This is a genomic window from Streptomyces avermitilis MA-4680 = NBRC 14893, from assembly GCF_000009765.2.
GTDB classification, from domain to species: Bacteria; Actinomycetota; Actinomycetes; order Streptomycetales; family Streptomycetaceae; genus Streptomyces; species Streptomyces avermitilis.
This window is the reverse complement of record NC_003155.5, coordinates 134,188-161,167: the sequence shown is the minus strand read 5'-3', so window position 1 is coordinate 161,167 and position 26,980 is coordinate 134,188. Positions and strand designations below refer to the sequence as shown.

24 protein-coding genes and 4 pseudogenes are annotated in these 26,980 nt (G+C 69.9%); 11 read left to right on the top strand and 17 right to left on the bottom strand.

Annotated elements, in window-relative coordinates:
- Window positions 1-154 precede the first annotated feature (154 nt).
- On the bottom strand, window positions 155-415 hold the full coding sequence (locus tag SAVERM_RS01130; RefSeq protein WP_037651038.1) for a hypothetical protein: 261 nt from the start codon (window positions 413-415) through the stop codon (window positions 155-157).
- On the opposite strand from SAVERM_RS01130, the gene SAVERM_RS01125 reads away from it, so the two are divergent.
- The 3 genes from SAVERM_RS01125 to SAVERM_RS01115 all read left to right on the top strand — a co-directional run bounded on the left by SAVERM_RS01125 (window position 414) and on the right by SAVERM_RS01115 (window position 3,214).
- Complete coding sequence (locus SAVERM_RS01125; RefSeq protein WP_010981578.1) at window positions 414-1,115, top strand: SDR family oxidoreductase; 702 nt, start codon at window positions 414-416, stop codon at window positions 1,113-1,115. The genes SAVERM_RS01130 and SAVERM_RS01125 overlap by 2 nt on opposite strands.
- A gap of 54 nt (window positions 1,116-1,169) precedes the next feature.
- On the top strand, window positions 1,170-2,171 hold the full coding sequence (locus SAVERM_RS01120; protein WP_197586336.1) for an alpha/beta fold hydrolase: 1,002 nt from the start codon (window positions 1,170-1,172) through the stop codon (window positions 2,169-2,171).
- Between the two features lie 68 nt (window positions 2,172-2,239).
- Window positions 2,240-3,214, top strand: coding sequence for an NmrA family NAD(P)-binding protein (locus tag SAVERM_RS01115; protein ID WP_010981576.1), 975 nt, complete (start codon window positions 2,240-2,242; stop codon window positions 3,212-3,214).
- A gap of 814 nt (window positions 3,215-4,028) precedes the next feature.
- Here the strand turns inward: SAVERM_RS01115 and SAVERM_RS01110 are convergent.
- The 5 genes from SAVERM_RS01110 to SAVERM_RS01090 are packed head-to-tail and all read right to left on the bottom strand — an operon-like array spanning window position 4,029 to window position 9,562.
- A complete protein-coding gene (locus SAVERM_RS01110; protein WP_037651040.1) occupies window positions 4,029-4,775 on the bottom strand; it encodes a response regulator transcription factor in 747 nt (248 codons plus the stop codon).
- Window positions 4,776-4,804: 29 nt separating this feature from the next.
- On the bottom strand, window positions 4,805-7,453 hold the full coding sequence (locus tag SAVERM_RS01105; RefSeq protein ID WP_010981574.1) for an FtsX-like permease family protein: 2,649 nt from the start codon (window positions 7,451-7,453) through the stop codon (window positions 4,805-4,807).
- Window positions 7,450-8,163: an ABC transporter ATP-binding protein gene (locus SAVERM_RS01100; protein WP_010981573.1), complete on the bottom strand. Its 714-nt coding sequence runs from the start codon at window positions 8,161-8,163 to the stop codon at window positions 7,450-7,452. Before SAVERM_RS01100 ends, SAVERM_RS01105 begins: the two co-directional genes overlap by 4 nt.
- Window positions 8,150-8,881 carry an ABC transporter ATP-binding protein gene (locus tag SAVERM_RS01095; protein WP_037651098.1) on the bottom strand — a complete coding sequence of 244 codons (732 nt, stop codon included), beginning with the start codon at window positions 8,879-8,881 and terminating at the stop codon, window positions 8,150-8,152. Before SAVERM_RS01095 ends, SAVERM_RS01100 begins: the two co-directional genes overlap by 14 nt.
- A gap of 12 nt (window positions 8,882-8,893) precedes the next feature.
- Window positions 8,894-9,562 (bottom strand): hypothetical protein, encoded by a 669-nt coding sequence (locus SAVERM_RS01090; protein ID WP_010981571.1) that lies wholly within the window; start codon window positions 9,560-9,562, stop codon window positions 8,894-8,896.
- A gap of 191 nt (window positions 9,563-9,753) precedes the next feature.
- On the opposite strand from SAVERM_RS01090, the gene SAVERM_RS01085 reads away from it, so the two are divergent.
- Entirely contained in the window at window positions 9,754-11,136 is a 1,383-nt protein-coding gene (locus SAVERM_RS01085; protein ID WP_010981570.1) for a HAMP domain-containing sensor histidine kinase, read from the top strand.
- On the opposite strand, the pseudogene SAVERM_RS01080 reads toward SAVERM_RS01085, so the two are convergent.
- Window positions 11,097-12,175: pseudogene (locus tag SAVERM_RS01080) on the bottom strand (bile acid:sodium symporter family protein). The gene SAVERM_RS01085 and the pseudogene SAVERM_RS01080 overlap by 40 nt on opposite strands.
- A 169-nt stretch (window positions 12,176-12,344) precedes the next feature.
- Here SAVERM_RS01080 and SAVERM_RS01075 point away from each other — a divergent pair.
- Window positions 12,345-13,175 (top strand): COG4705 family protein, encoded by an 831-nt coding sequence (locus SAVERM_RS01075; RefSeq protein ID WP_010981567.1) that lies wholly within the window; start codon window positions 12,345-12,347, stop codon window positions 13,173-13,175.
- 249 nt (window positions 13,176-13,424) lie between these two features.
- Window positions 13,425-14,225: a COG4705 family protein gene (locus SAVERM_RS01070; protein WP_010981566.1), complete on the top strand. Its 801-nt coding sequence runs from the start codon at window positions 13,425-13,427 to the stop codon at window positions 14,223-14,225.
- Here SAVERM_RS01070 and SAVERM_RS01065 read toward each other — a convergent pair.
- The 5 genes from SAVERM_RS01065 to SAVERM_RS01045 are packed head-to-tail and all read right to left on the bottom strand — an operon-like array spanning window position 14,206 to window position 18,175.
- Window positions 14,206-15,567, bottom strand: coding sequence for a sensor histidine kinase (locus SAVERM_RS01065; RefSeq protein ID WP_010981565.1), 1,362 nt, complete (start codon window positions 15,565-15,567; stop codon window positions 14,206-14,208). The two genes, SAVERM_RS01070 and SAVERM_RS01065, sit on opposite strands and share 20 nt — an antisense overlap.
- Window positions 15,564-16,226, bottom strand: a complete 663-nt coding sequence (locus SAVERM_RS01060) for a response regulator transcription factor (protein WP_010981564.1) — start codon at window positions 16,224-16,226, stop codon at window positions 15,564-15,566. Before SAVERM_RS01060 ends, SAVERM_RS01065 begins: the two co-directional genes overlap by 4 nt.
- Window positions 16,180-16,908 (bottom strand): phosphatase PAP2 family protein, encoded by a 729-nt coding sequence (locus tag SAVERM_RS01055; RefSeq protein ID WP_010981563.1) that lies wholly within the window; start codon window positions 16,906-16,908, stop codon window positions 16,180-16,182. The genes SAVERM_RS01060 and SAVERM_RS01055 overlap by 47 nt, the downstream gene beginning before the upstream one ends.
- Window positions 16,905-17,510 carry a phosphatase PAP2 family protein gene (locus SAVERM_RS01050; protein WP_010981562.1) on the bottom strand — a complete coding sequence of 202 codons (606 nt, stop codon included), beginning with the start codon at window positions 17,508-17,510 and terminating at the stop codon, window positions 16,905-16,907. Before SAVERM_RS01050 ends, SAVERM_RS01055 begins: the two co-directional genes overlap by 4 nt.
- A complete protein-coding gene (locus SAVERM_RS01045; RefSeq protein ID WP_037651042.1) occupies window positions 17,507-18,175 on the bottom strand; it encodes a DedA family protein in 669 nt (222 codons plus the stop codon). Before SAVERM_RS01045 ends, SAVERM_RS01050 begins: the two co-directional genes overlap by 4 nt.
- Window positions 18,176-18,292: 117 nt before the next feature.
- Here SAVERM_RS01045 and SAVERM_RS01040 point away from each other — a divergent pair.
- A pseudogene (locus tag SAVERM_RS01040) lies at window positions 18,293-18,657 on the top strand (BlaI/MecI/CopY family transcriptional regulator).
- A 37-nt stretch (window positions 18,658-18,694) separates the two neighbouring features.
- Window positions 18,695-19,194 (top strand): annotated as a pseudogene (locus SAVERM_RS39140) (M48 family metalloprotease); the annotation flags it as partial.
- Between the two features lie 62 nt (window positions 19,195-19,256).
- Here SAVERM_RS39140 and tgmC read toward each other — a convergent pair.
- Window positions 19,257-20,381 (bottom strand): ATP-grasp peptide maturase system methyltransferase, encoded by a 1,125-nt coding sequence (gene tgmC, locus SAVERM_RS01035; RefSeq protein ID WP_010981559.1) that lies wholly within the window; start codon window positions 20,379-20,381, stop codon window positions 19,257-19,259.
- Between the two features lie 233 nt (window positions 20,382-20,614).
- Between tgmC and SAVERM_RS01030 the strand changes: the two genes are divergently transcribed.
- Window positions 20,615-21,808, top strand: coding sequence for an IS110 family RNA-guided transposase (locus SAVERM_RS01030; RefSeq protein WP_037651044.1), 1,194 nt, complete (start codon window positions 20,615-20,617; stop codon window positions 21,806-21,808).
- On the opposite strand, the gene SAVERM_RS01025 is transcribed toward SAVERM_RS01030, so the two are convergent.
- From SAVERM_RS01025 to SAVERM_RS01015, 3 genes are all read right to left on the bottom strand, one after another.
- Window positions 21,775-22,230 carry an MvdC/MvdD family ATP grasp protein gene (locus tag SAVERM_RS01025; protein ID WP_338058977.1) on the bottom strand — a complete coding sequence of 152 codons (456 nt, stop codon included), beginning with the start codon at window positions 22,228-22,230 and terminating at the stop codon, window positions 21,775-21,777. The two genes, SAVERM_RS01030 and SAVERM_RS01025, sit on opposite strands and share 34 nt — an antisense overlap.
- 197 nt (window positions 22,231-22,427) lie before the next feature.
- Window positions 22,428-23,612, bottom strand: a complete 1,185-nt coding sequence (locus SAVERM_RS01020; RefSeq protein WP_010981556.1) for an IS701-like element ISSav3 family transposase — start codon at window positions 23,610-23,612, stop codon at window positions 22,428-22,430.
- 65 nt (window positions 23,613-23,677) lie between these two features.
- Window positions 23,678-24,486, bottom strand: a protein-coding gene (locus SAVERM_RS01015) for an IS5 family transposase (protein ID WP_197586338.1) whose coding sequence is annotated in 2 segments (ribosomal slippage) — window positions 23,678-24,136 and window positions 24,139-24,486 — 807 coding nt in all. Because the reading frame shifts where the segments join, the coding sequence is not laid out codon by codon here.
- Between the two features lie 100 nt (window positions 24,487-24,586).
- Here SAVERM_RS01015 and SAVERM_RS45690 point away from each other — a divergent pair.
- Window positions 24,587-24,709 (top strand): annotated as a pseudogene (locus tag SAVERM_RS45690) (IS630 family transposase); the annotation flags it as partial.
- Window positions 24,710-24,862: 153 nt separating this feature from the next.
- Window positions 24,863-25,648 (top strand): hypothetical protein, encoded by a 786-nt coding sequence (locus SAVERM_RS01005; protein ID WP_037653187.1) that lies wholly within the window; start codon window positions 24,863-24,865, stop codon window positions 25,646-25,648.
- Window positions 25,649-26,345: 697 nt separating this feature from the next.
- On the opposite strand, the gene SAVERM_RS01000 is transcribed toward SAVERM_RS01005, so the two are convergent.
- On the bottom strand, window positions 26,346-26,861 hold the full coding sequence (locus tag SAVERM_RS01000) for a hypothetical protein (RefSeq protein WP_137951137.1): 516 nt from the start codon (window positions 26,859-26,861) through the stop codon (window positions 26,346-26,348).
- Between the last annotated feature and the right edge of the window lie 119 nt (window positions 26,862-26,980).

Sequence of the window (26,980 nt, the reverse complement as noted above, 5' to 3'; positions counted from 1 at the left end):
CTGCCTTCCCTGTCGTTGCGAGCCTCGCCAACCTGCCTGCCGTACCTGGGCTGTCCTTGCGCCGCCGGCAGTTGACCGCCCTTGGCCGCCGACTCGGAACGCGCGGCCGAGCATGTCGGCGACACCGAGCCGTACGGGAACGCCACTCCTCGCGTCACTCCGCTGAACCCCACCTGAGGTCCAGCCAGGCCACGTCGATCCCTGCTGGCAGGCTCGCGGCCCCACCGGCCTGCGCCCGGCGAGTACCGATTTCACCGATGGACACGCGGCTGGCCAGCCCTTGAAGCCTGAGCGCCGCCCGGCCCCCCTCGATACCGCGCGCCGCAGTCACCTTCCTCAACCCGACTTGCATGACGAAACCGATCGGTTTACGGTAGTGAAACCGATCGGTTTTCATCTTCGTGGAGGTAGTCATGACAGCAATCAAGGGCGCCAGCGTCTTCGTCACCGGAGGCAGCCGCGGCATCGGCAAGATGCTGGTCGAGGCGCTCTATGCGCGCGGGGCCGGCAAGGTCTACGCCACGGCCCGTGACCCGCGCACGGTGACTCACCCCGATGCCGTTCCGCTGGCGCTGGAGGCCACTGACCCGGCATCTGTGGCGGCGGCCGCCGAGCAGGCCCAGGACGTCACCATTCTGATCAACAACGCCGGCGCCTCCGTCCGCGCTTCGTACCTCGACTCCCCGATGGAGGACGTGCGCCGGGATCTGGAGACCAACTTCTACGGGCCGCTGCTGGTCACCCGGGCCTTCGTGCCGGTCATCGAGCGCAACGGTGGGGGCCACATCCTCAACGCCCACTCCGCTCTGTCCTGGCTGGCGGACGGCACGCCCTACGGCGCCTCCAAGGCCGCCCTGTGGTCGCAGACCAACTCCCTGCGCCTGGAGTTGCAGCCGCGCGGCATCGCGGTGACCGGGCTCCACATGGCCTACGTGGACACGGAAATGACCTCGGGCGTCGACGCGCCCAAGGCCGACCCCCGCGACATCGCCGTGGCCGCACTCGACGGCATCGAGGCGGGAGCGCACGAGGTGCTGGCCGACGACATCACCCGCTGGGTCAAGTCGCAGCTGTCTGCCGACCTGGAAGACATGTACGCCCAGCTGAAGCATTAGCACGCATTCAAGGAGGTTGCTGTGGAAGGTTCGCTCACTCACCGTTTCGTTGACGTGAACGGGGTCAGGCTGCACATCGCCGAGCAGGGGCAGGGGCCGCTGGTCCTGCTGCTGCACGGCTGGCCGGAGAGCTGGTACTCCTGGCGCCACCAGTTCGGGGCGCTGGCGGCGGCCGGATACCGGGTCGTCGCCCCTGACCAGCGCGGCTACGCCCGTAGCGAGCAGCCGCCGGACGTGGCGTCGTACACCCTGCTCCACCTCGTCGGCGACGTGATCGGCCTGATCGAGGAGCTGGGGGAGGAGCAGGCGGTCGTCGTGGGTCATGACTGGGGTGCACCCGTCGCCTGGACCACGGCGATGCTGCGGCCGGACAAGGTCCGCGCGGTGGCCGGGCTCAGCATTCCGCCCATTCTGCCCGGCGGGATGGTCCCGCCCTCGATCACCCGCACTCAGTACGGCGAGGGCTTCTACCAGGTCTACTTCCAGCAGCCGGGAGTTGCCGACGCGGAGTTCGCCAAGGACATCCCGAACTCCTTCCGCCGCTTCCTGGTCGGTGCCTCGGGCGACAATCCGCTCGGCCGGGAACCAAGCCCGTTGGTCATACCCGACGGTCTGGGCCTCCTGGACATCATGCCGGAATCGCCCGCTCTTCCGGCCTGGCTGACGGAGGAGGACATCCAGGCGTACGCCGAGGACTTCGCCCTGCACGGCGAGCGGGCGTTCACCGGAGCCTTCAACTGGTACCGGAACATCGAACGCAACAACGAACTGCTCGCGCCGTTCCGGGGGCGCGGAATCGACGTCCCCGCGCTGTACGTCGTGGGAGACCGCGACATGGTCACCTCATTGCGCGGCCCGGACGGGGGTCCCTCGCTGAGCGAGATCTTCCGTGGCCAGGGCGGCCCGGGCAACCCGCTGAGCGCTGTCGCGCCTCAGTTGCAGGGCCCGGTGGTGCTGCCGGGCTGCGGCCACTGGACACAGCAGGAGCGTCCCGTCGAGGTCAACGCCGCACTCCTCGACTTCCTCACCCGCATCGACGGCTCCGCGCCTCGATGACGTTACGCGGCACCCGCCTCGTGGCTTTCTCAACAGCTGACTCCCCCCACCAGACAGAGGACACATTGATGTCAGAGCGCAACCCCATCCTGATCACCGGTGCCGCCGGCGAAGTCGGCGGTGTGAGCCGAACGACGGTCGACATGCTGCTCGAACAAGGGCACCCGGTGCGCGCGTTCGTGCGCCAGGACGACGAACGTGCGCACGCGCTCCGCCAGGCCGGGGCCGAGGTCTTCGTCGGTGACCTGCTCACCATCGCCGACGTGAGCGCCGCACTGAAGGGCGTCCGCCGCATCTACTTCAGCATGAGCCTGTCGCCGTACTACACCGACGCCGTCAGCCTGATGGCCGCCGCGGCACGGGCCCAGGGCGACATCGAGGTCTTCGTCAACATCTCCGAGTACGAGCAGTCGTTCATGACGTTCGAGAAGATGACCGCGCCGGAGGAAGAGCGGCGTGCGTGGCTCGGCGGACTCGTCGCCAACTGGTCGCCGCAGCAGCGCGCCCACTGGGTCGCCGAGCAGGTGCTGGACTGGTCCGGCCTCCCGACCGTCAACATACGGGCGGCCATGTTCGTCGAGAACCCCCTGATGACCTGGCTGGCGCTGGAGCCGCTGGCCAACGGTGAACTGCGCCTGCCCTTCGGCCACCACCGGCTCGCGCCCATCGCGGGTTACGACGTGGCGGAGCTGTGCGTGAAGATCCTGGCGGACCCGGCTCCGCACATCTCGAAGTCCTATGACCTCAACGGCCCGGAGCTGAAGGACATGCACGGGTTCGCGGAGGACTACGCGGCCGCGCTGGGACGCCAGGTCACTTACGTTCCCGAAGACGTCGAAACCTGGAACGAGACCTACGTCGACACCGTCCTGGGCGCGCTCCCACACACCGCGGAGCACCTGAAGACTCTGACCCGGCTGATGGGCGGCGGCGGATACCGCGGCGTCACCGACCAGCTGGAAACCCTGCTCGGACGCCCACCGAAGACCGTGCGGTGGGCGTTGGAGAACCATCCGCGCATCCGGAAGCTGGCGTCTGCCTGAGCCGCTGAGCGATCCGGCCCACCTCTCCATGCAGTTCGTCGGACCGCAGGGCCAAGACGGCTGATCAAGGACGGGCAGCGCCTCACTGGGCGTCCCCGGGGGGCGCCGCCCGGCAAACGGCCGACATCGTCATCGCCTGGCAGGTTCCGTTCCTGCTCCGGTACGCCATGTAGAGGCCCAGCAGCCCGACCAGCGCCGCCCTTCTGGTGCCGCCAGACCCTCAGTTCGGCAGAGTGGCTAGCCGGGTTCTGTTCCGGCACTACTTCCGACTCCTGTATATCGGTCCCTGCCAATAATCGGCCAGCCCTTGGCGCGGAGGCGGACCCAGGCACCGCGCGCTCGGCGACCGCTCTCGCGGTCAAGGCCGCTGCCGGTGGCATCGTGCGCGCCGGCCTGGTCGCCGTGCTGCTGCTGGCCTCACCCCATGCCCCGCGTCTGTCGATTCCGGGGTCCCGCTTCCCCTTCGCCCGGGTGCTGTTGGCGTACCTCGTTGCGAGTGGAGCGGCGGCGCTACTGCCCACCCCTGGCGGGCTGGGTTCGCTGGACGCGGCGCTGGCGCTTGCGCTCACCGCGGCAGGCGCGTCTGGATTCGTGGCGGTGTCGGCGGTGTCCGGTTACCGGCTGCCTGCCTCTGGTGCCCGGCCTGCTGGTGCTGGGGCTGTTGGCCCGGCGTTTCGTGCTCTGAGCCTGACCGATGCCGTCAGCGGGATGCGCACCGTGAACGGCGCACCCTTGCCGGGCCCTGCGACTCCATGGCGATGTCTCCGTGGCGTGGGTGACGCTCCGGGCGATGGCCAGGCCGCTGCCGTCAGCCTCAGACGGGCGGCACCGCGTGGGGCTCAAGGCGGTAACCGTGCCCGCGCAGGGTGGAGATCCGCGGTAGCGCCGCAGGGATCGGGGATGCGTTGGCAGCGTCGGCCAGGCGGCGGCGCAGGCCGGCCATGGTGACGTCGAGGGTCTTGGTGGGGCCGAACCAGTTCTCGTCCCAGACCTCAGCCATCAGCACCTCGCGGGACACGGCCTCTCCGGCGTGCCGGGCGAGTACGGCGAGCAGCTCGAACTCCTTGGGGCGGAGATCGACTTCACGGTCGTGGAGTGTGCACCGGCGGGCCGTGACGTCGAGGACGAGGTCGCCGAGCCGGATCGGCTGCTGCGGCGGGGCGGCGATGGCCCGGCGGCGCAAATGGGCGCGGAGCCGGGCGAGCAGCACGGTCAGGCTGAAGGGTTTGACCAGGTAGTCGTCGGCTCCGGCGTCGAGTCCGGCGATGACGTCGATGTCGTCCGTGCGGGCGGTGAGGATGATGATCAGCAGGTCGGGGAGGCGGGCGCGCAGGGTGCGGGCGATGTCGAGACCGTCCATGTCGGGCAGTCCCAGGTCCAGGAGCAGCACGTCGTACTGGGTCTGCGCGGACTCGGTGAGGGCGCCCGTGCCTGTCCGGCTCCACGTCGGGGTGTAGCCGTTGCTGCGCAGTCCTGTTTCCAGATGGCGGCCGATGGTGTCGTCGTCCTCGACGACGAGGACGCGATAGCGGCTGCGGTCCGGTGCGGCGGGCGTTCGCATGCTGGGCAGCGTAGAGCCGGGCGGGGCATTCACAGATCCCGGAGTTCTTCGACGGCGGGTCGGGCGGCGCGGCGTACCCCATTCAGCGCGGCGGCCAGTACGGCCACGGTCGCGGCGAACGCGGTGAGCGCCAGATAGGCGCCCGGGACGGCGAGGTCGGCGGGCGGAGGGTCGAACACGCCTGTCAGGACTTTGACGAGCATCTCGGAGAGGGCCCAGCCGATGAGCGCGCCGCCGGCCAGACCGCCCGCGGTCAGGAGGATCGCCTCGGTGAGGACCATCCCGCGCAGTTGCCGTCGCGTCGCGCCGAGCACGGTGGCGATGGCGAAGGTGCGGCGGCGTTCGGCGAGGCCGAGCGCGAGGACCAGTCCGCCGGCCCCGGCGGCCAGGAGCACCGCGAAGGCCAGCTCGATCCGGGTCAGTCCCGCCAGGTCGACGGCAGTCAGGCTGCTGCCGACGGTGCCGCGGGTCTGGGTGAGGTCGCTGACGGTGGCACTGGTGCCGAGCTGTCGGCGCAGGTGGGCGGCGATCTGCTTTTGGTGGGTGCCGCCGGTGTCCAGGAGGAAGGCGCCGACCGAGTCGCTGCCTGTGGCCTGGGCGACGTAGGAGGCGTTGGCGACGAAGAAGCTGTCCTTCGGCGCGGTCGGGAACTCCTTGGCGACGCCCACGTAGTGGAAGGGCACGGTGCGCAGCGCCTTCGTGTGAGCGTCCTGGATGCGCAGGTTGACCGTGTCGCCGGGTGAGAGCTGGAAGTCGGTGACGGTCTCCGCGCTGACCAGCAGCGCGTCGGGCTGCTTCGCGAGCTTGCGCATGAGGGTGCCGGCGGTGCCTCCGGAGAAGTACGCGTCCTGGAGGGAGGTGGCGGAGGTGATCGTGTCCGGGCGTACGCCGTAGAGGTCCTGGAGGTCGGATCCGACGTAGGCGAATCGGTGCTGGAGCGCCTCGACATGACGTACGCCGGAGACCTTGAGGGAAGCGGCGGCGCCGGGCGGCGTCCGTGCTTCGGGCGGCTCGGTCACGGTGACGTCGGCGCCGTTGGTGAGCCGCGCGTCGACCTCGGCCTGCTGCTTGTACGTGGCGTTGAAGGTCGCCGTGGAGATCGCGAAAGACACCGCGAGTGCCAGCAGCACCACCGAGCGGGCCAGCGGCCGCCTGCGGCGGGAGAGGACGGCGGCCGTTGTCCCTGCCAGGTTCTTGGCGAGCGGGAGCGAGAGCCGGGCCAGGACGCGGCGGCCGTGGGTGAGCGCGAGGAGCGTGAGCCGCCACAGCAGCAGCGCGGAGCCGATCCACAGCAGGGCCGGGCCCAAAAACGCCCAGTACGACACGGAGATGCTGGGCACGCCCTCCGGGGCGAGGACGAGGGCGTACTGGTTGCCGGACGAGGCGCGGAAGATGAGCCAGGAACCGATCAGCAGGGCGAAGTCCACGCCGTAGCGCATCCACCACACGGAGCCTGTACGGCGCCCGGCCCTGCGTGTGTCGGCGACCGTCACGCCGCGCAGGTCGCGCAGTGCGGGGACGAGGACGGCGCCCGCGGCCACGACGGCGCCGAGCACGAAGGCAAGGGCGTACCAGAGGATCCAGGTGCCCGCGCTCGTCCCGAACGAGGCCGATCCGAAGGCGAGACGGCCCAACAGGGCGGCGATGCCGAGTCCGGCGGCGGCGCCGCCGGCCCCCACCAGCCCGGCCTCGATGCCGGACAGGGTGGCGATCCGGCCCGGCCGCAGTCCGCGCAGCCGCAGCAACGCCTGCTCCTGGCGGCGCCGTTCACCACCGGCTGCGGCGACCGCGGCGGTCAGTGCGGCGGCCAGGAGTGCGCCGGGCACACCGAGGAACAGGAAGAGGATCTGTGCGTAGAGGGCGTCTTGGCGGGCGGAGTCGAGGGCGGCACCCAGGTTGTTCCCGACGATCGCCGCGCCCGAGGCGCGGGCCTCCAGGTTGTGGGCACCGCGGGTCGCGGTGTTGAACGCGGCGGCGGGCTCGGAGGGCAGCTTGGCGTCGCGTGCGGCATGGATTTGCGTGGTAACGCCTGCGGCGGGCGCCTGGGCAGTCAGCGAGGTGAAGGTGGTGGAGGGGAGCAGAACGACGTTGTCGGGCGGCGCGGTGGGCTGCGACTGGGTGGGGGCACCGACCTTCTGGAACAGGGAGTCGGCCTGCGGCAGGTCGACGACGCCGGCCACCCGGACCTGGCGTACGCCCGTTCCGGGAAGCCGGATGCCGACGGTGTCGCCGGGGGCGACATGCAGGTTGGAGGCGGTCTGCTGGGCCAGCAGCACGCCGCTGGTACCGCCGGTCAGCGGGCGGATCCCGCCGGGGAACAGCTTCTGATAGCCGTCGGGGAGGCCGAGCACCATGCCGGGGCCGGTGGTCTGCGTGCTGCCCTGGACCTGGGCCGTGAACGCGGAGCTGTGGGCGAAGCCGACCGGGACGGCGGTGCGGATGCCGGGGGCCTTCCGCACCAGGGACAGCATCGCCTGCGGGTCGGCGCCGGGCTGCACCTCGACCTGCCAGTCCACGGCGACGGAGCGCACGGCGCGCTGCGTCATGGTCGCCTTGGACACGGTGAGGAACGAACCTAGCGCGGCGACGAGGGCGACGGCCAGGGCGATGCCGGCCAGGGCGGCCAGGAGTCGTCCGGCGCGGTGGCGGGCCAGCCCGCCGGCCCAAGCGGTGTTCATGACGCCTCCTGCGGTTCGTCCACGGTGAGCAGCCGGCCACCGCGCATGGCCAGTCGGGTGGTGAGTCGCGCGGCGATGGCCGGGTCGTGGGTGGTGACGACGAGGGCCGCACCTGTCTGGTCGGCCGCGGTCAGCAGGGCGTCCAGGACGTGCCCGCCGGTGGTGTGGTCGAGCCGGCCGGTGGGTTCGTCGGCGAGGATCAGCCGAGGGGACTGGGCCAGGACGCGAGCGGCGGCGACGCGCTGTGCCTGCCCGCCGGAGATCTCCTCCGGTAGCCGCTCGGCCAGATCGGCGGCGTCCACCAGGGCGAGGGCCTCGGCGGCCAACCGATGCGCCTCGCCGTCCGGCACTCCGGCCAGGACCAGCGGCAGCGCGGTGTTCTCGACCACGTCGAGGGCGGCGATCAGGCTGTCGCCCTGGAAGACGATCCCGATGCCGCCCGGGCCGTCCAGGGCGGGCCAGGTGACGGTGCCGCTGGTGGTCTGCTCGAGCCCGGCCAGCAGATGCAGCAGCGACGACTTGCCCGACCCGGACGGGCCGACGATGGCGAGCCGGTCTGCGGAGCGAACCCACAGGTTCGCCCCGTGCACCGCCACCACGGCGGTCGCGCCCCGGCCGAAGGTGAGAGCCGCGTTGCGGCAGTCGACGAGCACCTCGTCCAACGACGTCACGGGCTTGCCGGCCGGTATCGCGTGATCACGGGGCGGCATCGTGGGCCTCCTGCTGTTGTGTGCGGGCCTGGGACGTGGTGGTCTCGTGGGCCCTGCCGTCGTCCAGAGCGATCACCCGGTCGGCGATCCGGACGGCTTCGGCGCTGTGGGTGACGATCAGCACCGCGCAGCCCAGGGCGGCGCGGTCGCGCAGCATCTGAAGGATCATGCGCTCGGTGCCGCCGTCGAGTTCGCCGGTCGGTTCGTCCGCCAGCAGGACGGCCGGGGAGTTGGCCAGCGCGACGGCCAGCCCGGCGCGCGCCAGCTCGCCGCCGGACAGCTGTCGGGGCAGCGCGTGTGCCCGCCCCGCGAGCCCCACCTCGGCCAGCAGGTCTCCTACGGACGCGGAGGGCCGGCCACGCACGGCGCTGTGCGTCAGGCGGACGTTGTCGCGCACGCTGAGGTGGGCGACGAGGTTGCTGGTCTGCAGCAGGACGCCGATGTGGTGGGCGCGCAGCCGGGCCCGTTCGGTCTCCGGTCGGTGGCTGATGCGTACGCCGTCCACGCGCACCTCACCGCCCGAGGGTTCGTCGAGTCCGGCCAGGCAGGACAGCAGGGTGGATTTGCCGGCTCCGGACGGCCCGACCACGGCGACCGTCTCACCGCGCCGCACCCGCAGGGACACCCCCCGCAGCGCGAGCGTCTCCTCCTCACCGGCCCGGAAGAAGCGGTACAGCTCCCGCGCGGTAAGGGCTTCGTCGGACGGTGGGACCAGCATGGTGTTCACCCCTCACTTCCAGGTGAAGGAGTCACTGACGATGCGCCACGGGTCCACGTTGTCGGCATTCACCGGGCCGGACAGGGTGAGATCCACCTCGTGGCCCTGCCGGTAGAAGGCGTACCGCTCGAACGCGTCACGCACGACCTTGCCGGTGACCGGATCATTGGCGGAGTCGCCCTGGTACGTCAGCAGCACGGCCGTACCGGCCTTCCGGGTCACCGTGGACACCTTCGGACTGGCGAACTTCGAGACGTGGCCGCGCAGTTGGGGCACGACCTGATGAGCGACCGAGCCGACGGTGGGCGCGTTCGAGGTGGCAGCGGCGGAGATCTGGACGCGGTTGAGTTTGTCCGTGAAGACCGTGGTGCTGCCCTGGCTGGTACGGGCCCAGCCCTCGGGCACCTTCACCGTGAACGCGGTGAACGCACCGCCGGACGGCTGGTAGGCGATGAATGCCTGGTTGTCGGGGATGTCGCCGGGCGGATTGGACTCGGTGGGCGCCGGACTGCTGCCCGAGCCACTGCTGGAGCCACCCGTGGAAGCAGCGGTGGTAGCGGCACCGGAACTTGAGCTGGAACTTGAGCTAGATCCGGAGCCGGAGGTGGCCCCGGAACACCCGGCGGTCACCGCCGCGGCGAGCACGAGCCCGACGACGCCGAAGGTATGTACACGTGCCATCGTTGCTGCCCTCCTGGAAGACGCCTAGGGAACGCTCTGCCGATCCGACCGGGCAGTCGTGCGCCGGACGGGTGGTCATGGCACCGACGCTAGAAGGCGGCCGGTTAACGTCCCGCACGGCGAGGGTTAGACGACGGCAAAAGCGTGCGGCGGGTCCCGTACGGGCAGGCGGCGGCCCGCATCATGGGGGCATGAGACAGCGCGTGGTGCGGGTGGCCCTGACCGCCGTCCTGGTCGCCATGGTCCTCCTCGCCGTCCCCCTGGCCCTCGCCATTAGGTTCTCCCTGTACGCGGACCAGCGGGACGCCCTGGAGCGGGCGGCCCTGGCCGGCGCCGTCCGCGTGAGTCCGGACTACGCGACCGGTGACCCGGTGGAGCTGCCGCCGCCTCCGGACGGCGGGCGCCTGGGCCTGTACGACCCGCAGCTGCGGCTGCGCGCGGGCAGCGGCCCCCGGATCGGCGACGACACGGCCCGCCGCGCTCTGACCGGCACGGTGACCCGGTCGACAGGGGGCGGTGAACTCGTCGCCGCCGTCCCCGTCTCCCACGACGAGCAGGTCATCGGCGTCGTCCGCGTCTCCTCCGCCGTCCAGGACGTGCGTGACCGCATCCTCGTCGGCTGGGCGCTCCTGCTCGGCGTGGCCGTGCTGGCGCTGACCGTGGCCGTCCTCGTCGCCCGCCGGCAGGCGCGGGCGCTTGCCGCACCCCTGGAGGACCTCTCACGGCACTGCCGAGCCGTCACCGGCGGCGACCTGACCGCGCGGGCCGCCCCCAGCGCCATCGGCGAAATCGACCAGGTCGCCCGCACCCACAACGAGATGCTGCACAGCCTGGCCGAACTCCTGCTCCGCGAACGCAACTTCACCGCCAACGCCTCCCACCAGCTGCGCACCCCGCTGACCGGCCTCCAGCTCACCCTGGAAGCCGGACTCGAACACGACGACACCCGTCCCGTGCTGGAGGAGGCCCTGGCCGCCACCCGCAGGCTGCACCACACCGTGGAGGAGGTCCTTCGGCTGTCCGGCTCCGCGGGGCTGCCTCAGCCGGTCGCGCCAGACCGGCCGGTCACGGGGCTGCTGCGGGAGACCGAGGAGCGGTGGCACGGGCTGTTCGCCCGCGAGGGAAGACGCCTGGAGTGCGATACGGGCGAGGTGCCGGACGACGTACGCGTCCCGGGCGGGCCCGTCGCCGAGATCCTCGGCGTGCTGCTCGACAACGCCCGCGTCCACGGACACGGCACCGTGCGCGTCACGGTCCGCGACCTCGACGACGCCCTCGCCCTGGACATCGCCGACGAGGGCACGGCAGACGGTGACTCCGCGCGGCTGTTCGAGCGCGGGCACACCGAAGGCGGGGCGGGCACGGGCATCGGCCTCTCGCTCGCCCGCGACCTCGCTGTCTCCCTCGGGGGCCGGCTCTCCCTGGCGAACCGCGCGCCGACCACGTTCACGCTGCTGCTCCCGGTACGGGCCGCAGGAGGACACGGGGCGGAAGACCGAAACGAGTCGGACGGTCGCCGGGGCGATGGGGATCCTCAGGACGAGGCGGGGCAGGGCGGTCCGGGCGGGCGGTGAGGGCGAGTCATGCGTACGACCCTGTTCGCGGCCGTCTTCTGCAACAGCCCGTACGCGAGGACCGGCAGCAGCAGGTGCGGCTTGTCGGGCAGGGTCGTGGTGATCAGGACCGCACTCGCGCTGCTGTTGTTCATCCCGCAGGCGAGGGTGAGAGAGGAGGCGGCCGGGGCGTCCAGACGCAGGACGCGCGCCGCAAGGCGTCCTACCGCGAAGGACGGCGCGCAGACGACCGCCGCCACGACCGGTGCCGCGATCAGCAGCAGCGGACGGGGATGGGCCAGGAGGGCACCCAGGGCGCCGCTCGCGTTCACGTACGTCAGGACCGCCGAGCCGGCCAGCGCCACGGGCACGACCCAGCGCCCCGCACCGTCCAGCAGGCGCGCCGGCAGGACGAGACGGCACATGAGGCCCGCCGCGCATGGCAGTACGACTTGCGCGAAGGCGAAACCGCTGTTCATCGTGTCCCTGGCCGGGCCCAGCGCGTCCGGGTAGCCGCCGCTGAGCAGCGGCGCCAGCGCGCCCACCGTCACGGGGATCGTGAGCGGACTGACCAGCGTGGAGGCGAGGACGAGACCGACCATGGTCGGCTGGTCACCGTGCCCCTTGCCGGTCCAGACCGTCGCCCCCGCGGCCACCGGCATCGCGACGATAAGGATCATCGCGGTGACCAGACCGCTGCCGCCGTCGGTATCCGGCGAGCGGCGCAGCAGGAACGCCACCAGCGGGATGATCAGCAGCGGCGCCGCGAGATGCAGGATCAGCCCTGCCAGCAGGCCCGGGGCCGTCGCAGCAGCTGTCCCAGTGCTCGCACGGGGACCTGTAGTCCGGCCGAGAACAGGACCAGCGAGAGCAGTAACGAGGCCGTGTACAGGGGGAGTCCAGTCCCCACCAGGGTATGCGTGTGGCGCAGCCACCGGCCCGGGCCGGGCAGCAGCACGGCGGCGAGATACGCGAGCGCGACGGCCCGTCCGAGGCGGCGGCGCAGCCAGTGCGTCGCGTGGTCGGCACAGGTGCGGCCGTGGGAGTGGGGGATGGTCATGGCAGCACGCTTCCGTCGTGGGGGCTGGGCTGGGACGGAGTGCCGGTATGACCGGGTGGGCCGTGTCGCTGTGCATGGCAGACATGTTCCCCGCGCGGGCCGGCGGGGGCGGGTGATGCCGCGCGGCAGTCAGGATGTGTTCAGGTTCCCGGTGGCACGGTCGGGCCTCATGACATCTGAGACTTCTGAGACAGCGGCGGTCCACGGGTCCGCCCCGAACGCCCCCGGCCACCGTCTGCGCTGGAACAAGGTGCCCGAAGTCACCGTGTACTTCTGGGTGATCAAGGTGCTGTGCACGACGGTCGGCGAGACCGCGGCCGACCTGCTGAACGAGAAGGCCGGACTGGGCCTGACCGGTGTGTCGCTGCTGATGAGCGTGCTGCTTGCGGTGATTCTCGTCGTTCAGTTCCGTACCACCGCCTACCGGCCCGGCGCGTACTGGACGGCCGTGGCCCTGATCAGCGTCGTCGGCACCCTGGTCAGTGACAACCTGACCGACAACATGGGCATACCGCTGGAGACCACCACCGCGGTGTTCGCGGTCCTCCTGGCGGTCGTGTTCGTCGCCTGGTACCGCAGCGAGCGGACGCTGTCCATCCACAGCATCGACACCCTGCGCCGGGAGTCCTTCTACTGGCTGGCGGTCCTGTTCACCTTCGCGCTGGGCACGTCGGCCGGTGACCTGGTCGCCGAGCGCATGGCGCTGGGCTACTGGGTCTCCGCGGTCCTGTTCGCCCTGGCGATCGCCGCGGTCGCGGTGGCGCGCTTCGCGCTCGGGGCGAACGCCGTGTGGAGCTTCTGGATCGCCTACGTCCTGACCCGCCCGCTCGGCGCCTCGATGGGCGACTACCTCTCCCAGCCGACCGGTGACGGCGGCCTGGGCCTGGGCACCGTGGTGACCAGCGTGTTGTTCCTCGCGGTCATCCTCGGACTGGTGGTGTTCCTGGCGGTGACGCGCAAGGACGTCACCGAGCCGGAGCGCCTCGCCCGTACGGCGTAAGCGTCGCGCCGGCGTTCAGGATGCGTTCAGATCACCACTGGCAGGGTCGGACACCGACGCAACCGCCGCGCCGCGCGCGGTTGTCCCCACCGTCTCGCGGGGTGCTCGCCCTTTGATGAGCGCCCCGCGCCCTGCACGAACAGGAGCACTCCCTCTTGGAGAAGTCAGAACTTTTCACCGACCTGGATGTCGCCAGTACGACCAGGTCGGTGATGAAGAAGCTCTGAGGTCACCCTGGCCTTCTGGATCATGAAGATCGCCGCCACGACCCTGGGCGAGACGGCCGGTGACCTGTTCGCCCAGACCCTGAAGCTCGGCTACTTCCTCACCACGATCGCCCTGTTCCTGATCTTCGTGGTGACCTTGGTGGTCCAGCTCAGGTCCCGCCGCTACAACCCGTTCTTCTACTGGACGGTCATCCTGTCCACCAGCATGGCCGGTACGACGATGTCCGACTTCATGAACCGCGACGCCAGCGCCAAGTTCCTCTCGGGCGGGGCCACGTCGCTGGGCTGGGGCCCGCAGGGCCTGGGCCTGGGCTACCCCGTCGGCGCCGCGATCCTGATCTCTCTCCTGATCGCCGTCTTCGCGGTGTGGAAACTGACCGGGATGACGTTCGTCATCCGTGACATCGTCACCTTCCGCGGCGAAGCCCTCTTCTGGTCAGCGATTCTCGTCTCCAACACCCTCGGCACGTCCATGGGCGACTTCCTCTCCGACAGCTCCGGCCTCGGCTACGCGGGCGGCGCGCTGCTCGTCTCCGGGATGCTCGCGATGCTTCTCGTCCTGATGAAGGTGCCCGTGGTGCCGAACGTGCTGCTGTTCTGGTTCGCCTTCGTACTGACCCGCCCGCTGGGCGCGACCGCAGGTGACTTCCTCACCAAGCCGGTCGCCAAGGGCGGTCTCGACCTCGGCACCGCGGGTTCATCGGCCGTCCTGCTGGCCATCCTGGTGGGCCTGATGGCGTATGCCCAGGTGCGGGAGCGCCGGACCGCCCTCTCGAGTCCGGAGTCAGCCGAGCAGGAGGCCGTCACCCAGCGGGCAGCCTGACGGTGAACCGCGCCCCGGGCTTGTGACCGGGGTCGTACGTCACGTCACCGCCGACGGAGCGGGCCAGGCGTCGCGCGAGCGGCAGCCCGAGGCCCGCTCCGCCGCGTCCGTCGTCGGGGTCGGCCCGCCGGCCGGGCTGGAAGAGCTGCGCCGCGAACGACTCGGGTACCCCGGGACCGTCGTCGTCAACGTCGATGCGTACGCCGCCGGGCTCCCGGCTCGCGGTGATGGTGACGTGCGAGGTGGCGTAGCGGACGGCGTTGACGAGGAGCGGGCTGACGATGCGTTCGAGGAGGGCGGCCTGGACGCCGGCCTCCAGCGGGACGCTGTCGCTACGTGCGTCGACTGTCACATGGACCGGTGCCTCCAGGGATGCGGCGAGTCGGTGGAGTGCCGGGAGGATCTCGGCCGTTCCGGGGGTGGTGGTCGTGCCCTTGCGGGCGTCGTTGAGCAGGGTGTCGCAGATGCTGCGCATGGACCGGGCGGCGTCAGCGATCACCTCGTGGGTGGCTTCGGTTTCGGCGGCCGAGCGGGGGCGGGCCTGCCACCAGTCGAGTTCGGCGATGATGCGGCTGAGCGGGGTGCGAAGTTCGTGTGACAACTCGCCGGTCAGCTGCTGCTCATGGCGCAGGACGGCGCGGATGCGGTCCAGTATCGCGTCCAACGACGCGCCTAGACGGGCGAGTTCGGTCGGACGTCGAGCGGCGCCGAAGCGTTCCTCGGAGGCGACGATACTCCACTGGGTGGCCTGGTCGGTCATGGTGGCCACGGGACGCAGCGCGCGTCCGACGGCGAGGCGTGTCAGTAGGTAGGTGCAGGCGAGCATCACCGCGTCGAGGCACAGCGATGCCCAAAGCAGGGTGGCTGCCGAGCTGCGGTAGGGGGAGAGGTCCAGCGCGGTGACGACGGTCGCCGTGCTCCGGCCGTCGGATACGGGCAGGCTGCACAGCTGGGCGGGGTCTGGTTCCTCGGCAGTCAGGCAGTGTGTCCCATCCTGCCGCGCGAGGCTGTCGGCGGCGTGAGCGAGGGTGCTGTGGGCTGTGGTGGATGGCGGCTGTTCGAGCAGCCGGGTGCCCGCGTAGATCCACACGTTCGTGTCGAGGAGCTGGTCGTTGGAGGTCTCCAGGACGCGCACCGTGGGGCCGCTGGTGTCGATGGTGGTGGCGACGGCGGCGGCCCGGGTGTGCAGCTCGTCGTCGGCCTGGTGCTGGAGGCGGTGCCGGATGACGGTGTTGAAGGCGACGGTGAGGACCACCATCAGGAGGGTGGCGGTGGTGAGGGCCACCAGGGAGAGGCGGCCTCGCAGGGTGCGCGGCACCAGGCGGGAGAACATGGAGTTCATGACAGGCGGTGGCCGATCCCGCGGGCGGTGGTAACCGTCAGATCGCTGCCCGCCGTACGCAGCTTGCGGCGCAGCCGGGTCAGGTATTGGTCGAGGGTGTTGTCGCTGACCTGGGCTCCCTCGGGCCACCCCGCTCTGACCAGCTCGCGTCGGCGCACGATGCCCCCGGATGCCGCCATGAGCGCCGCCAGGAGACGGAACTCCGTCGGCGTGAGGTCGACCGGGGTACCGCGCACGCTGACGCTGTGCCGGACGGGGTCCAGCACCAGATCACCGGCCGTGGCCGCAGGAAGTGGTGCGGCTCGTTTGACGGCCGCTCGCAGTCGGGCGGCGAGTTCGGCGAGGTGGAACGGCTTGGGCAGATAGTCGTCGCCCCCGGCGGAGAACCCGGACAGCCGGTCGGTGAGCCGGTGATGGGCGGTCAGGAAGATGACGGGGGAGAGGAATCCGTTCGCCCGCATCGCCTGGCACACGTCCCGGCCGTCCGCGTCGGGCAGCCCGATGTCCAGGACCGACGCGGCGATGTCACGGGTGGCCAGCCGCAGGGCGGATGCCCCGTCCGGGGCGGGTACGGGGTCGAAGTCCTCGTCGCGCAGGCCGCGCAGCAGGACGTCACGCAGGGCGTGATCGTCCTCGACGACCAGGATCTTGTGGCGCATGGTCCTCCGGCGGCTTTTGGTCTATGTCCGTCGTACCTGTGATGAACGCTTCGGGCAGCCACCAGGCAGCGGCGCACAGGCACAGCCCCAGCCAGCCGACGGCGAACAGCCAGCCGCCGACGACATCGGTGAACCAGTGCACCCCGAGGTAGACGCGGGTCAGCCCAACCAGCGCGCCCCAGCAGCCGAAAACGAGGGCGAGCAGGGCCCTGCCGGGCGGGGAGCGTGTGTACACGGCGATGACGAGCAGTCCGGCGGTCAGGGCGGCCGTGGTGGTGTGGCCGGAGGGAAACGCCCACCCCGAGGCGGGTGTGGCCCAGTCCACTCGGGTGGGGCGGGGCCGGGCGACGAGCGCCATCACGCCGTACCGCGCGGCTTGCCCCGCGCCGAGGCAGGTGAGGCAGAGCGCGGTGGCGACGGCCCGTTGGCGCAGGGTGCGTCCGGCGATGGTTCCCGCCAGTACGGCGAGGACGTACGGGATGGCGCCGGTTCCGGTGGCGGTCAGGGCGCGGGCCAGCGCCACCGGCACGTCCGGGCGGTGCCCGACGGACCAGGACAGCAGGTCCTCATCCCCGTACAGCGGCTGGCCGTCGCCGATCACGATCATGGTCAGCACGCCGAATGCCGTCCACGCCCCCAAGCCGACGCTGCCGGCCAGCTCGCCGAGGTCACTGCGTTTCATGACGCCAGTACCAGCGGACGCAGCCGCGTACCGGTGATCCACCGGACCAGGGAATCGGGCTGGCGGCGCAGCGTGACCATCGCGAGCGCCGCGACGAGGGCGCCGACGACCACTCCTGCAGCGACGTCGTGCGGATAGTGCGCGCCGACCCAGACCCGGGAGGCTGCCATCGCGCAGGCGGCCCCGGCCGCGACGGCGCCGAGCCGACGGGAGACGAAGAGCAGGGCCATGGCGGCCGCGGCGGCGATGGCCGTGTGATTGCTGGGGAAGGACCAGTCGCCCGGCGCAGGGCACGCCTCCAGCGTGATCACCTGCAGGCTCTGACAGGGCCGGTCCTCGCGTACCAGCAGTTTCAGCACGTCGTTCACCCCGTATGCGGCGAAGACGATCGCCGGAACGGCCAGCGCGCTCACCGCGGCAGCCGGGCTCACCCGCCGCGCCCGCCACCAGCCCACGGCCATCAGCGCGGCGAACACCGCCAGTCCGTACGTCGACCAGGCCGCCACCATGTCGTCAAGCCAGCCGGGCGAGCGGTGAGCGAGATCCACCACGTCGGTGTAGGCGGTGCCGTCGATCGAGGAGCCGTCGAAGGCGAGGATCATCCACGTACCTCCTTCGCTTTGGCTGCGCGGCGGGAGCGGTAGAGCTCGGCAGCGAGCGGAAGCAACGACACGGCCACGATCACGGCGATGATCGGCAGCAGGTAGCGGTCCACATTGGGGATGGACGAACCAAGCGCGTAGCCGCCCAGCGTGAGCCCCAGACTCCACACGAGTCCGCCGGCGACCTGCCACACGGTGAAGGTCCGCGCCGGTACGCCCAACGCGCCCGCCATCGGATTTAGGACCGTCCGCACCACGGGCACGAACCGGGCCAGCACGATGGCCTTCGCATGCCCGTACCGCTCCAGCAACTCCTCGGCCCGCTGGGCCCCTTCGCGCAGGCGGACCGAACGGCTGCGCGCCAGGAGGGCCCCGCCGGCCTTCCGGCCGAGCACATAGCCGCACTGCGCACCGGCAAGGGCACCCACAGCCGCGGCCACTAGCAGCGGAGCGAGCGACAGCTTCACCCCGTGCTGGCCGCTCCCCGTGCACAGCAGGCCTGCGGTGAACAGCAGCGAGTCACCGGGCAGGAAGAAGCCGATCAGCAGCCCGGTTTCCGCGAACATCACCACGCCGACCCCCAGCACACCGAAGGCGGCCAGCAGGGACTGCGCGCTCAGGACATTCACCGCGAGCTGTGAGGCTGCGAACAGGGGTGCGGTCATGAACGCGGGCCCTCTCATACTGGATGGGTGGGGGCACGCGAAAGCGCCACCCGGGTGACTACAATTCTGTAGACGGTCTACTGAACTGTAGACGAAGATGGGGTGACGATCGTTCCCATGACCGACGCCAAGGACGAGCGCCGACCGGCCGGCGAGCTGGAAGCCGCCGTCATGGCCGCCCTGTGGGCCGCCGAGGCGGCCCTCACCCCGGGTGAGGTGCAGGCCGAACTCGCCTCCGACCTGGCCCGCACGACGGTGACGACGATCCTGTCCCGCCTGTACGACAAGGGCGTCGTCGACCGCAGGGGCGTGGCTATGGTTACTACCCCGTGCAGGACACCCAGGGGCTCACCGCCCGGCGCATGCATACCGAGCTCGACCGTGACACTGACCGGGAGACCGTCCTGGCCCGCTTCGTCGCCCAGCTCCATCCGGACGACGAACAGCTTCTGCGCCAGCTACTGGAGGCCGACGAGGGATGACCGTCCTCTGTTGATTCCGCTGCTGCTGCCCTTCGTGATGCCGCTACTCGCCCGGCGAGCCCTCGACCGACTGGCCCCTGCCACCGCTCTGTGGGCGCTGACCGCCGCCGCCCTGGTGCTGGCGGGTGCTTGCGTGACCGCCCTGGGCGCACTCGTCCTGACCGGACTGCTCAAGCTGCCGGCGTTCGCGGCGCTCGGTGAACTCGCCCACCCCCTGCGCACGCCCACGGGCTACCTGGTCCTGCCCGCGGCCGCGATCGCCACCGGCCTGCTCACCATCGGCGCCTGGACCCTCGCACACTCGGCCCTGCGCCAGACGCGCGCCTTCCGCACCGCCCGCGCCGAGGCCGACCGGCGACCTACCGCTGGCGATCTGTGCGTGGTCGACTCACCGCACCCGGACGCCTACGCCCTGCCCGGACGCCCGCACCGCATCGTCGTCACCACCGCCATGCTGCGCAGCCTCAAACCCGACGAGCGCGACGCTCTCTTCGCCCACGAGCGCGCCCACAACCAGGGGGCCACCACTGCTTCCTGGTCGATTGGTTCAGCGGCTTGTCGTCCGGGGCGGATGGTCTCGTACCTCGGTGCGTGCGGTGCTAGACGGGCAGGTCCCATGAGGGGCCGTCGGGGGCCCCGAGCCATACCCGTTGTGTGCCGTCCGGTTCCACGGTCATGCCGAGGTCGGATTGTGGGGGTGAGCCTGCCCTCTGCCAGGTGGTGAGGGTGTTCTCCACCTGGTCCCAGAGGTTGAGCGGGCCGTGCTGGTGGACGTGCCAGCTGTTCCCGGCTGGTTCGGTCCATGCCTGTGATCCGGTGGCGACGTCCACCAGGATCACGCCGTCGGTGGTGTTCATGAGTTCGGCTGAGGGTGCGGCGAGCTGGGCGAGGAAGTGGCCGGTCCAGTCGTCCAGGAGGGCGGGGTTTACGCGGGTGGGGCGGGTGTGGCCGGGGTGCTGGTAGTACGTGGGGCGGGGTGGGCGTTCGTGGGGGCGGGCGAGCATGTAGCTGATCTGGTCGTCGGCGAATCGGCCGGTGGCGGTGCCGTCGTCGTGGACGGTGAGGCGGATGAGGCCGGAGGCGAGCATCCATCCGCTGATGGTGGTGGTGATGGTGCCGCCGGCGCGTACTTGGTAGAGCCAGGTCGGGGGGATGTGGCGGACAGCGCAGGTGGCAATGATCGCGTCGTATTCGGCGCCGTCCTTGTGTCCGGCCAGGCCGTCTCCGGTGTTCAGGGTGGGGTGGTAACCGGCGGCGTGGATGTGGTCAGCCGCCGCGGCTGCCAGGCCCGGGTCGTACTCGACAGAGAAGACGTGTTCGTCTCCGAGGCGTTCGCAGAGGATGGCGGTGGAGTAGCCGGTGCCGGTGCCGATCTCCAGCACGTTGTCGCCGTCGCGGGTGCCTGCGAGGTCGAGCATGCGGACGATCAGGGACGGCAGCGTGCTGGACGAGGTGGGGCGGCCGGTCGTGGGGCTGCAGGCGTCGGCCGCGTTGACGCCGTCGATCTGTGTGACCCAGGTGGTGTCCTGGTAGATGAGGCGCAGCCACTCGCCGGGGGCGGTCTGGTCGCGGTGGATGGGTTCCCACTGGGGGCCGGTGAGGCGGAACAAGGCGTCGCCGAGGAAGATTTCGCGTGGCACGCTTTGGAGGGCATGGCGCCAGGCGGGGTCATCCGTGGGGATGGTGTTGGCGAGTTGGCGGCGCAGGTCGGCGGGGTCGGTCATGGGGTCCTACCTTTCAAGGGTGGTTGCTCTGGTCATTCGTAAGATCGGAGGGCCCGGGGGTTCTGGGTATGGCTGTCATTGGGGCGCCGTAGGGATGGCTCAAGGAACTTGGCCGCCCGGAGCCCCGCGACGACTCGACCGCCAATTGGGAGATGCGACTCCGATCGCTGCGTAGGACGACGTCGGCGAGGTCGTCTGCGGGATCGATGTAGGGCGAGCTGGTGGAGGGGAACGTGCCCGAGATCTGGGCCGGAGTGGACATCGGCAAGACGCATTACCACTGCGTGGTGATCAACGCGGACGGCAAGCGTCTGCTGTCCCGCCGGGTCGCAAATGACGAGAGTGAACTGCTTGCCCTGATCGGCGATGTCCTGGAGATATCCGCCGACGCGCTGTGGGCTGTGGACCTCAATCACGGTGGTGCCGCGCTGCTGATCGGCCTGCTGGTCAGCCACGGCCAGCCGGTCGCCTACCTGACCGGTCTGGCGGTCCACCGTGCCTCGGCCACCTACAAGGGCGGCGAGGGGAAGACCGACGCGAAGGACGCCTTCGTCATCGCCGACCAGGCCCGCGTCCGTCGCGATCTGGGCCTGTTGCGGCCCGGCGATGAGATCGCCGTCGACCTGCGCACGCTGACCACCCGCCGTCTGGACGCGGTCTTCGACCGCACCCGGCAGATCAACCGTCTCCGCGCCCAACTCCTGGAGATCTTCCCCGCGCTGGAACGTGCCCTGGAACTGACGAACCGGGGGCCGGTGGTACTGCTGACCGGCTACCAGACCCCGGCCGCGATCCGTCGAGCAGGCGCGAGCCGGATCGAGACGTGGTTGAAGAACCGCAAAGTCAGGGGTGCCGCCGCACTGGCGAAGACGACCGTGGAGGCCGCCCAGGCCCAGCAGACCGCGCTGCCCGGCGAGAAGCTGGCCGCCGCCATGGTGGTCCGCCTCGCGAAGGGGGTGATGGCCCTCGATGAGGAGATCGCCGAGCTTGACGCCCTGATCGAGGTCAAGTTTTGCGAGCATCCGCACGCCGAGGTGATCCGCAGTCTGCCCGGCATGGGAGCCAAGCTCGGAGCTGAATTCCTCGCCGCGACCGGTGGTGACATGGACGCCTTCGGCAGCCCCGACCGCCTGGCCGGCTTCGCCGGCCTGGCCCCCAGACCACGTGACTCCGGCCGTGTCAGCGGCAACCTGCGCCGCCCCCGGCGCTACCACCGTGGTCTGCTGAGAACCATGTACCTGTCGGCCATGGTCAGCCTCCAGTGCTGCCCCGCCTCGAAGGCGTTCTACGACCGGAAGCGAGGCGAGGGCAAGGGCCACAAGCAGGCCCTGCTGGCTCTCGCACGCCGACGACTCAACGTTCTGTGGGCGATGATCCGTGACGGAGAGTGCTTTCACACTTCACCTCCCGTCACGAGAGCGGCTTGACAACACGATTGGAAAGTTCCTTGGGGGTGCTGGAGACGGTCGGCGAGAGCGTTGGTGATGGGGGCGGTGATGTTGTCGGGGAACCAGGCCCATTGCCCGTTGGGGTTGCACTCGTACCAGTGCCAGCGGCCATCTGTGCCGAGTCCGAAGTCGAAGGCACCGAAGACCAGGCCGAAGGCGTCGAGGTAGGCGCGGACCCCTTTGGTGATCTCGGGCGGGACGGGGACCGGGGTGTAAGTGAGTGCCTCGTAGTGGCGGCGCCAGTCGATCCCGGGTGAGCCGTCGATCCGGACGGCGGTGAGGTGATCGCCGACGGCGGTAAGGCGAATGTCGGCGCTCTTGCTGACGCGCTGCTGGAAGAGTCGCTCTCCGGCGAAACCGGGTGCTCTCGGCCTGAGCGACCAGTGGTGTCCAGATTCCACGAACAAAGGCCACTGGTCGCTGCGTTCGACACTAGTACTGCAACGGTGCTTGTTCTGAGTGTTGGGCAGGTTTCAGGGGCTGTGTCCGCGTCGTTTGTAGTGACTGATGCGGGCTTGGTGTTGGCGTCGGCGGCGCCATGTCGACCAATGCAGGATGTGGTCGATCGGGGTGGGGCGGCGGTCGGTGAGGCGGGTGATCAGTCGTCGGATCTCGGCGAGGCTGTAGTGGATGAGCTGGGAGGATCCGTTTCTGCTTTCCCGATGTCCAGTTCACGGGCTCGCAGGACGGTCAGGCAGGCATGAGCGGCCATGGCCAGGGTCATGTGGCGGTGCCAGCCGGGGTAGCGGCGGACCTGGTAGTCGTCCAGACCGCATTCCTGCTTCGCCGTCTGGAAGCATTCCTCGACGGCCCATCGGCTGCCCGCGACGCGGATCAGCTCGTCCAGCGTGGTGCCGGCGGGACAGTAGGCGATGTAGTAGGAGATCTCCTCGGGCCTGCTCACGCTGCGGCGGGCGAGAACCCAGTGCCGGCGGTCCTCGCGGTGCCAGGGCCTCACCTCGACGCGGGCCCAGTCGTAGATCCGCCGGCCGTGGGCTCCCTCGCCGCAGGAACGGCGTTTCCATTTCTGCCGGGGCAGGCCGGGGAACAGGTCGTGGACGGGGTGGTCGATGGACCAGCGGGTGACGACGGTGTCGTGCCGGGTGGTGGCCATGACATGGAAGACGTCCGCCTGCTCCAGCTCGAACCGCCAGCCCTTGCTGAAGCCATAGGCGGCGTCCGCCGTCACCCAGCCGAACGGGATCCTGTCGGCGATGGCCCGGCGGACCATCGCCTTGGCCATGGCCACCTTCGTCTCGAAGGCGACACTGTCGTCGATGCCTGCCCGTCGGCATCGCTCGCGGTCATCCGTCCAGGACGTGGGCAGATACAGCCGCCGGTCGATCAGCGTGCGTCCGCGGCCCGTTGCATACGCGAGAAAGACCCCGATCTGGGAGTTCTCCGTGCGTCCCGCGGTGCCGGAGTACTGCCGCTGGACCCCGGCCGAACGGACACCCTTCTTCAGGAATCCGGTGTCGTCGACGATCAGGACGGCATCCCGGTCGCCGAGGTTCTCGACGACGTAGTCACGCACGTCGTCCAGGACCTCGTCGGCGTCCCACTCGATCCGGTTCAGCAACCGGTGGATGCGATCGGGACCGGCATGCCCGGCCTCCTCAGCCAGCGTCCAGCCGTTCTTCCGCTCCAGCGGCGCGACCAGCCCCCGCATATAGGCCAGCGCCGACTGACGCGGCTCTTCCCGGCTGAACCGGTGCACGAACCGCTCGTGCACCGCCTCGAGTTCACCCGCCCACAACCTGACACCAGCAAGGTCCCCACCCATAACCAGACCAACGACTGAACTGGCCACCAGTCACGGCAAGCACCGTTGCAGTATTAGACGTCGTTTCATTTGGTGAGGCGGCGGTGGCAGATGAGGGCTGCGGCGATGTCAGCGAAGGCGAGGCAGTGTTCTGCCTTGCGTTCGTAGCGGCGGTGGAGTCGGCGGCAGCCGGCGAGCCAGGACACGGTCCTCTCGACGACCCAGCGGTGGCGGCCGAGCCGCTTTGAGGACTCGATGCCCTTGCGGGCGATGCGGTGGCGGATGCCGCGTTTGCGGAGCCATCGCCGCAGGTGGTCGTAGTCGTAGCCCTTGTCTGCGTGGAGCTTGCCGGGTCGCCGCCGACGCGGTCCTCGCCGGGACCGGATCGGCGGGATCCCGCGCACGAGCGGTTCAAGGCCGAGGCTGTCGTGCATGTTGGCGCCTGAGATGCCCAGCGAGAGAGGCAGTCCGTTCCGGTCGGTGATCAGGTGGATCTTCGATCCCAACTTGCCTCGGTCGGTCGGATTCGGTCCCGTCAGTGGCCCCCTTTTGCCGCCCGCAGGCTGACCGAGTCGATCGCGCACCGTGACCAGTCCAACTCGCCGCGGGCACCGAGTTCGTCGAGGATGACGCGGTGGAGCCGGGCCCAGACACGGGCCCGGCTCCATTGGGCGAAGCGTCGGTAGACCGTCTGCCAGCTCGGGCCGAACACCGGCGGCAGCTGCCGCCACGTGCAGCCCGAGGTCGCCACGAAGATGATCGCGGCCAGGGCCTCGCGGTCACCCGCCCGGCGCCGGCCGCCGCCCTGCGGACGTATCACCTCTGTCGGAGGCACCACCCGCCGGAACAACACCCACAACTCATCCGGCACCAGCCGCTCAACCAGATCCGTCATACACGGTTCAACGAACGATCACGCCATAAGAAACGCCGTCTTAAGGGTGTGGGTTACGTGGGGTCGTGACAGTTGTCGTGGGCCGCGCTATGCCGGAAGGATGAGCTATCCCGATGGTGGTGGGTTGACGGCCGAGGAGCGGGATCGGCGCGAACAAGTCCGTCTTGCAGCCGCTGACTTGATCGAGGCGGGGGCCGGCGACGGAGAGGTGGCCCGGCGGTTCTACAGTGCTACCTGAGAAGGCCCGCGGTTGGCTTCGGCTCATGGAGGCGTGAGCGCCGGGTCTTCGTGGGCGAAGTCTGAGCTGGTGACGCTAGAGCGCTGAGACGCTTTGTCGGGCTTGAGGCCTTCGGCCCCTCGCGATACGGGGAACACCATGTCTGAGGCACTTTACGGTCTGTTCGGTGTCCTGGGTGGCACTCTTATCACCGGGGCTGTGGCCTACTGGGGCCCTATTCAGGTTCAGAAGCGGGCACTGTTGCAGGCGAGGGAAGAGCGAGAACTCGTACGCGTCGAGGCAGAACTTCGGCAACGAGAGCGGCTAGAGATGCAGGCAGATCGGGAATTTGCCAGAGCGGACTCCGAGGCAACTGAGCAGGTGGAGAAGCGCAAGGCGGCCGTGGCGCGTGTGGTGCTGGTTCGTCAGGCAGTTGCCGCGTGGTACGACCTCCTCGATCAAACGATCATTGATCTGGAGCAAAGCCGCGAGTCAAGCTTGGCCCTGGACCTCAGTGAGTTCTTGGCGGCCCACTATCGCTGCCGGGATGCCCTGCAGAGCGCCGGGTACGGTGCGCTGGAGGATGGGCTACGGATCATGCTGACCACAGTCAGCGCCGAAGTAGAGCTCTCCCGCGGCATAATCCGTTTTTCCCCTGCCGTGGAAGAACGTGTCGCCGCACAGTCAGCGCGTCACCCATCAGTCACCGGGGATGCCTTCCTGATTGTGGACGCGCTCAACAGGACCTCTTTTCAGTTGCGGCGAGCGATAAGGATAGGACCCACGGCACAGGGTTTTGATGCAACTCTTACAGAGGCGCAAGAGAGTCTTCTGGCCGCCCGACGGTGCCGGGCTGAGCTTTCTCGTCTGCTGATGCGCGAGGTGGACAGCCTCTTGGATGTCACGGTCATCGACACCCGGAATGGTGGTGCAGCGCCCGAGTGAAGCTTCCCCTTGATCGTGGACACCTGGAGACTGGGACGTGAGAGCCCAGAGGAAGCAATGGTCGCTGTGGAATACCGGCACAAGGTGCTCAATGACCGCCGTGCCGTAGCGTCTCGGTTCGCTGGCAGCCCACCTTCTCCAACAGCCACACCGACCCGGTGTTGCCAGCGAAGAAACCAGCGGTGGAGCAGGCGAGTCTGGCCTGTGATCGCCGCAGTCTCTCCGCTGCTGGAGCGGTCCTTCCGGGGACCATCCCGGCCTTGACCGCCTGTCGCTGCGGCAGGACCCCACAAATGCGATCGGGCCCCGGATGCCGGTGCGACGGCTCGGGGTCAACGCCGAAGCAGTCGGTGCAGCCACCCACGCACTCCGCCGGGAACCGGACGGGACGGGGACCGGTCCTCGCCGTCATCCATTGCTGGGACGCGGTCCCGCGCCGCCGTGTAGCCGAGCAAGGACGCGAGCTCAACGCTCAGTGACTCCAGCTCGCAGCCCCGATGATGCCTTCGCGAGTGATGACAACTCGGACAGTCGGCTCTCGCAGGCGGCGCCGCCTGCGGCAACTGCGGCGGTACTGGTTGCGGCGCCGACTGCCACGGCGGCGGTACTGGTTGGGGCGCTCTGCGCTCCGGGTCCAGCCTCGGTCTCGGCTCGATGGGCTGTTCGTCGGGTACTCCCGGACTTCCCGTGCTGTCCGTCACGCGTTCCCCCTAAGGACTCGGCGCCGCTGAAACCAGAGTCTTACCTGCGGATACATGCTCCATACGGCCTCAACCACGGCGGCGCCGACCGCCACAGCGGCTGCAGCCCAGCGGAACTCCGTGTCAGGCGATGTACTCCGTGCCGGTGGCACCAGAACCAGGGCCACCCCCAGCCACAGCATGACCATGCCACCGCTGTACGCCGTGTAGGCCCGCCCGCGCCAGCGGTTCCAGAGCTGGAAGTCGGCGTTCTGCTCCTCGCGCAGCAGGTCGCGGTGATCTCTCATCTCCTCGTCCGACCACCAAGCAGAGATGTCCGCGAACGAGTACAGGTGCCGCCGGGCGTGGAACCCGAACTGCACGCAGGTGACAAACAGCAGCGCCGACAGCGTCAGGCACAGCAGGACCGGCCCGGGCCAGCGGAAGTGGCCGCCATCCGCGCCGACGACCCCGATGGTGGCAATCGCGAACCCCGCCAGCAGCGGGGCGGCGACATTGGTGACGGCGTCCACGGCGACCCCGAGGCCCAACGGCGACGGCTTCCGCCAATCCGGCGACGGTGACCTACCCCCGCTCAACCAGTCCTCCCCGTGCTGCCTGTCACCGCCGACCCTATGCCTGTTGGGGGCGT

Bases quoted from the DNA above. Each gene is read 5' to 3' on its own strand.
- SAVERM_RS01125 (WP_010981578.1), top strand. From the start codon at position 414: ATGACAGCAATCAAGGGCGCCAGCGTCTTCGTCACCGGAGGCAGCCGC.
- SAVERM_RS01130 (WP_037651038.1), bottom strand. From the start codon at position 415: ATGACTACCTCCACGAAGATGAAAACCGATCGGTTTCACTACCGTAAA.
- SAVERM_RS01115 (WP_010981576.1), top strand. From the start codon at position 2,240: ATGTCAGAGCGCAACCCCATCCTGATCACCGGTGCCGCCGGCGAAGTC.
- SAVERM_RS01110 (WP_037651040.1), bottom strand. From the start codon at position 4,775: ATGCGAACGCCCGCCGCACCGGACCGCAGCCGCTATCGCGTCCTCGTC.
- SAVERM_RS01105 (WP_010981574.1), bottom strand. From the start codon at position 7,453: ATGAACACCGCTTGGGCCGGCGGGCTGGCCCGCCACCGCGCCGGACGA.
- SAVERM_RS01100 (WP_010981573.1), bottom strand. From the start codon at position 8,163: ATGCCGCCCCGTGATCACGCGATACCGGCCGGCAAGCCCGTGACGTCG.
- SAVERM_RS01095 (WP_037651098.1), bottom strand. From the start codon at position 8,881: ATGCTGGTCCCACCGTCCGACGAAGCCCTTACCGCGCGGGAGCTGTAC.
- SAVERM_RS01090 (WP_010981571.1), bottom strand. From the start codon at position 9,562: ATGGCACGTGTACATACCTTCGGCGTCGTCGGGCTCGTGCTCGCCGCG.
- SAVERM_RS01085 (WP_010981570.1), top strand. From the start codon at position 9,754: ATGAGACAGCGCGTGGTGCGGGTGGCCCTGACCGCCGTCCTGGTCGCC.
- SAVERM_RS01075 (WP_010981567.1), top strand. From the start codon at position 12,345: ATGACATCTGAGACTTCTGAGACAGCGGCGGTCCACGGGTCCGCCCCG.
- SAVERM_RS01070 (WP_010981566.1), top strand. From the start codon at position 13,425: ATGAAGATCGCCGCCACGACCCTGGGCGAGACGGCCGGTGACCTGTTC.
- SAVERM_RS01065 (WP_010981565.1), bottom strand. From the start codon at position 15,567: ATGAACTCCATGTTCTCCCGCCTGGTGCCGCGCACCCTGCGAGGCCGC.
- SAVERM_RS01060 (WP_010981564.1), bottom strand. From the start codon at position 16,226: ATGCGCCACAAGATCCTGGTCGTCGAGGACGATCACGCCCTGCGTGAC.
- SAVERM_RS01055 (WP_010981563.1), bottom strand. From the start codon at position 16,908: ATGAAACGCAGTGACCTCGGCGAGCTGGCCGGCAGCGTCGGCTTGGGG.
- SAVERM_RS01050 (WP_010981562.1), bottom strand. From the start codon at position 17,510: ATGATCCTCGCCTTCGACGGCTCCTCGATCGACGGCACCGCCTACACC.
- SAVERM_RS01045 (WP_037651042.1), bottom strand. From the start codon at position 18,175: ATGACCGCACCCCTGTTCGCAGCCTCACAGCTCGCGGTGAATGTCCTG.
- tgmC (WP_010981559.1), bottom strand. From the start codon at position 20,381: ATGACCGACCCCGCCGACCTGCGCCGCCAACTCGCCAACACCATCCCC.
- SAVERM_RS01020 (WP_010981556.1), bottom strand. From the start codon at position 23,612: ATGGGTGGGGACCTTGCTGGTGTCAGGTTGTGGGCGGGTGAACTCGAG.
- SAVERM_RS01005 (WP_037653187.1), top strand. From the start codon at position 24,863: ATGTCTGAGGCACTTTACGGTCTGTTCGGTGTCCTGGGTGGCACTCTT.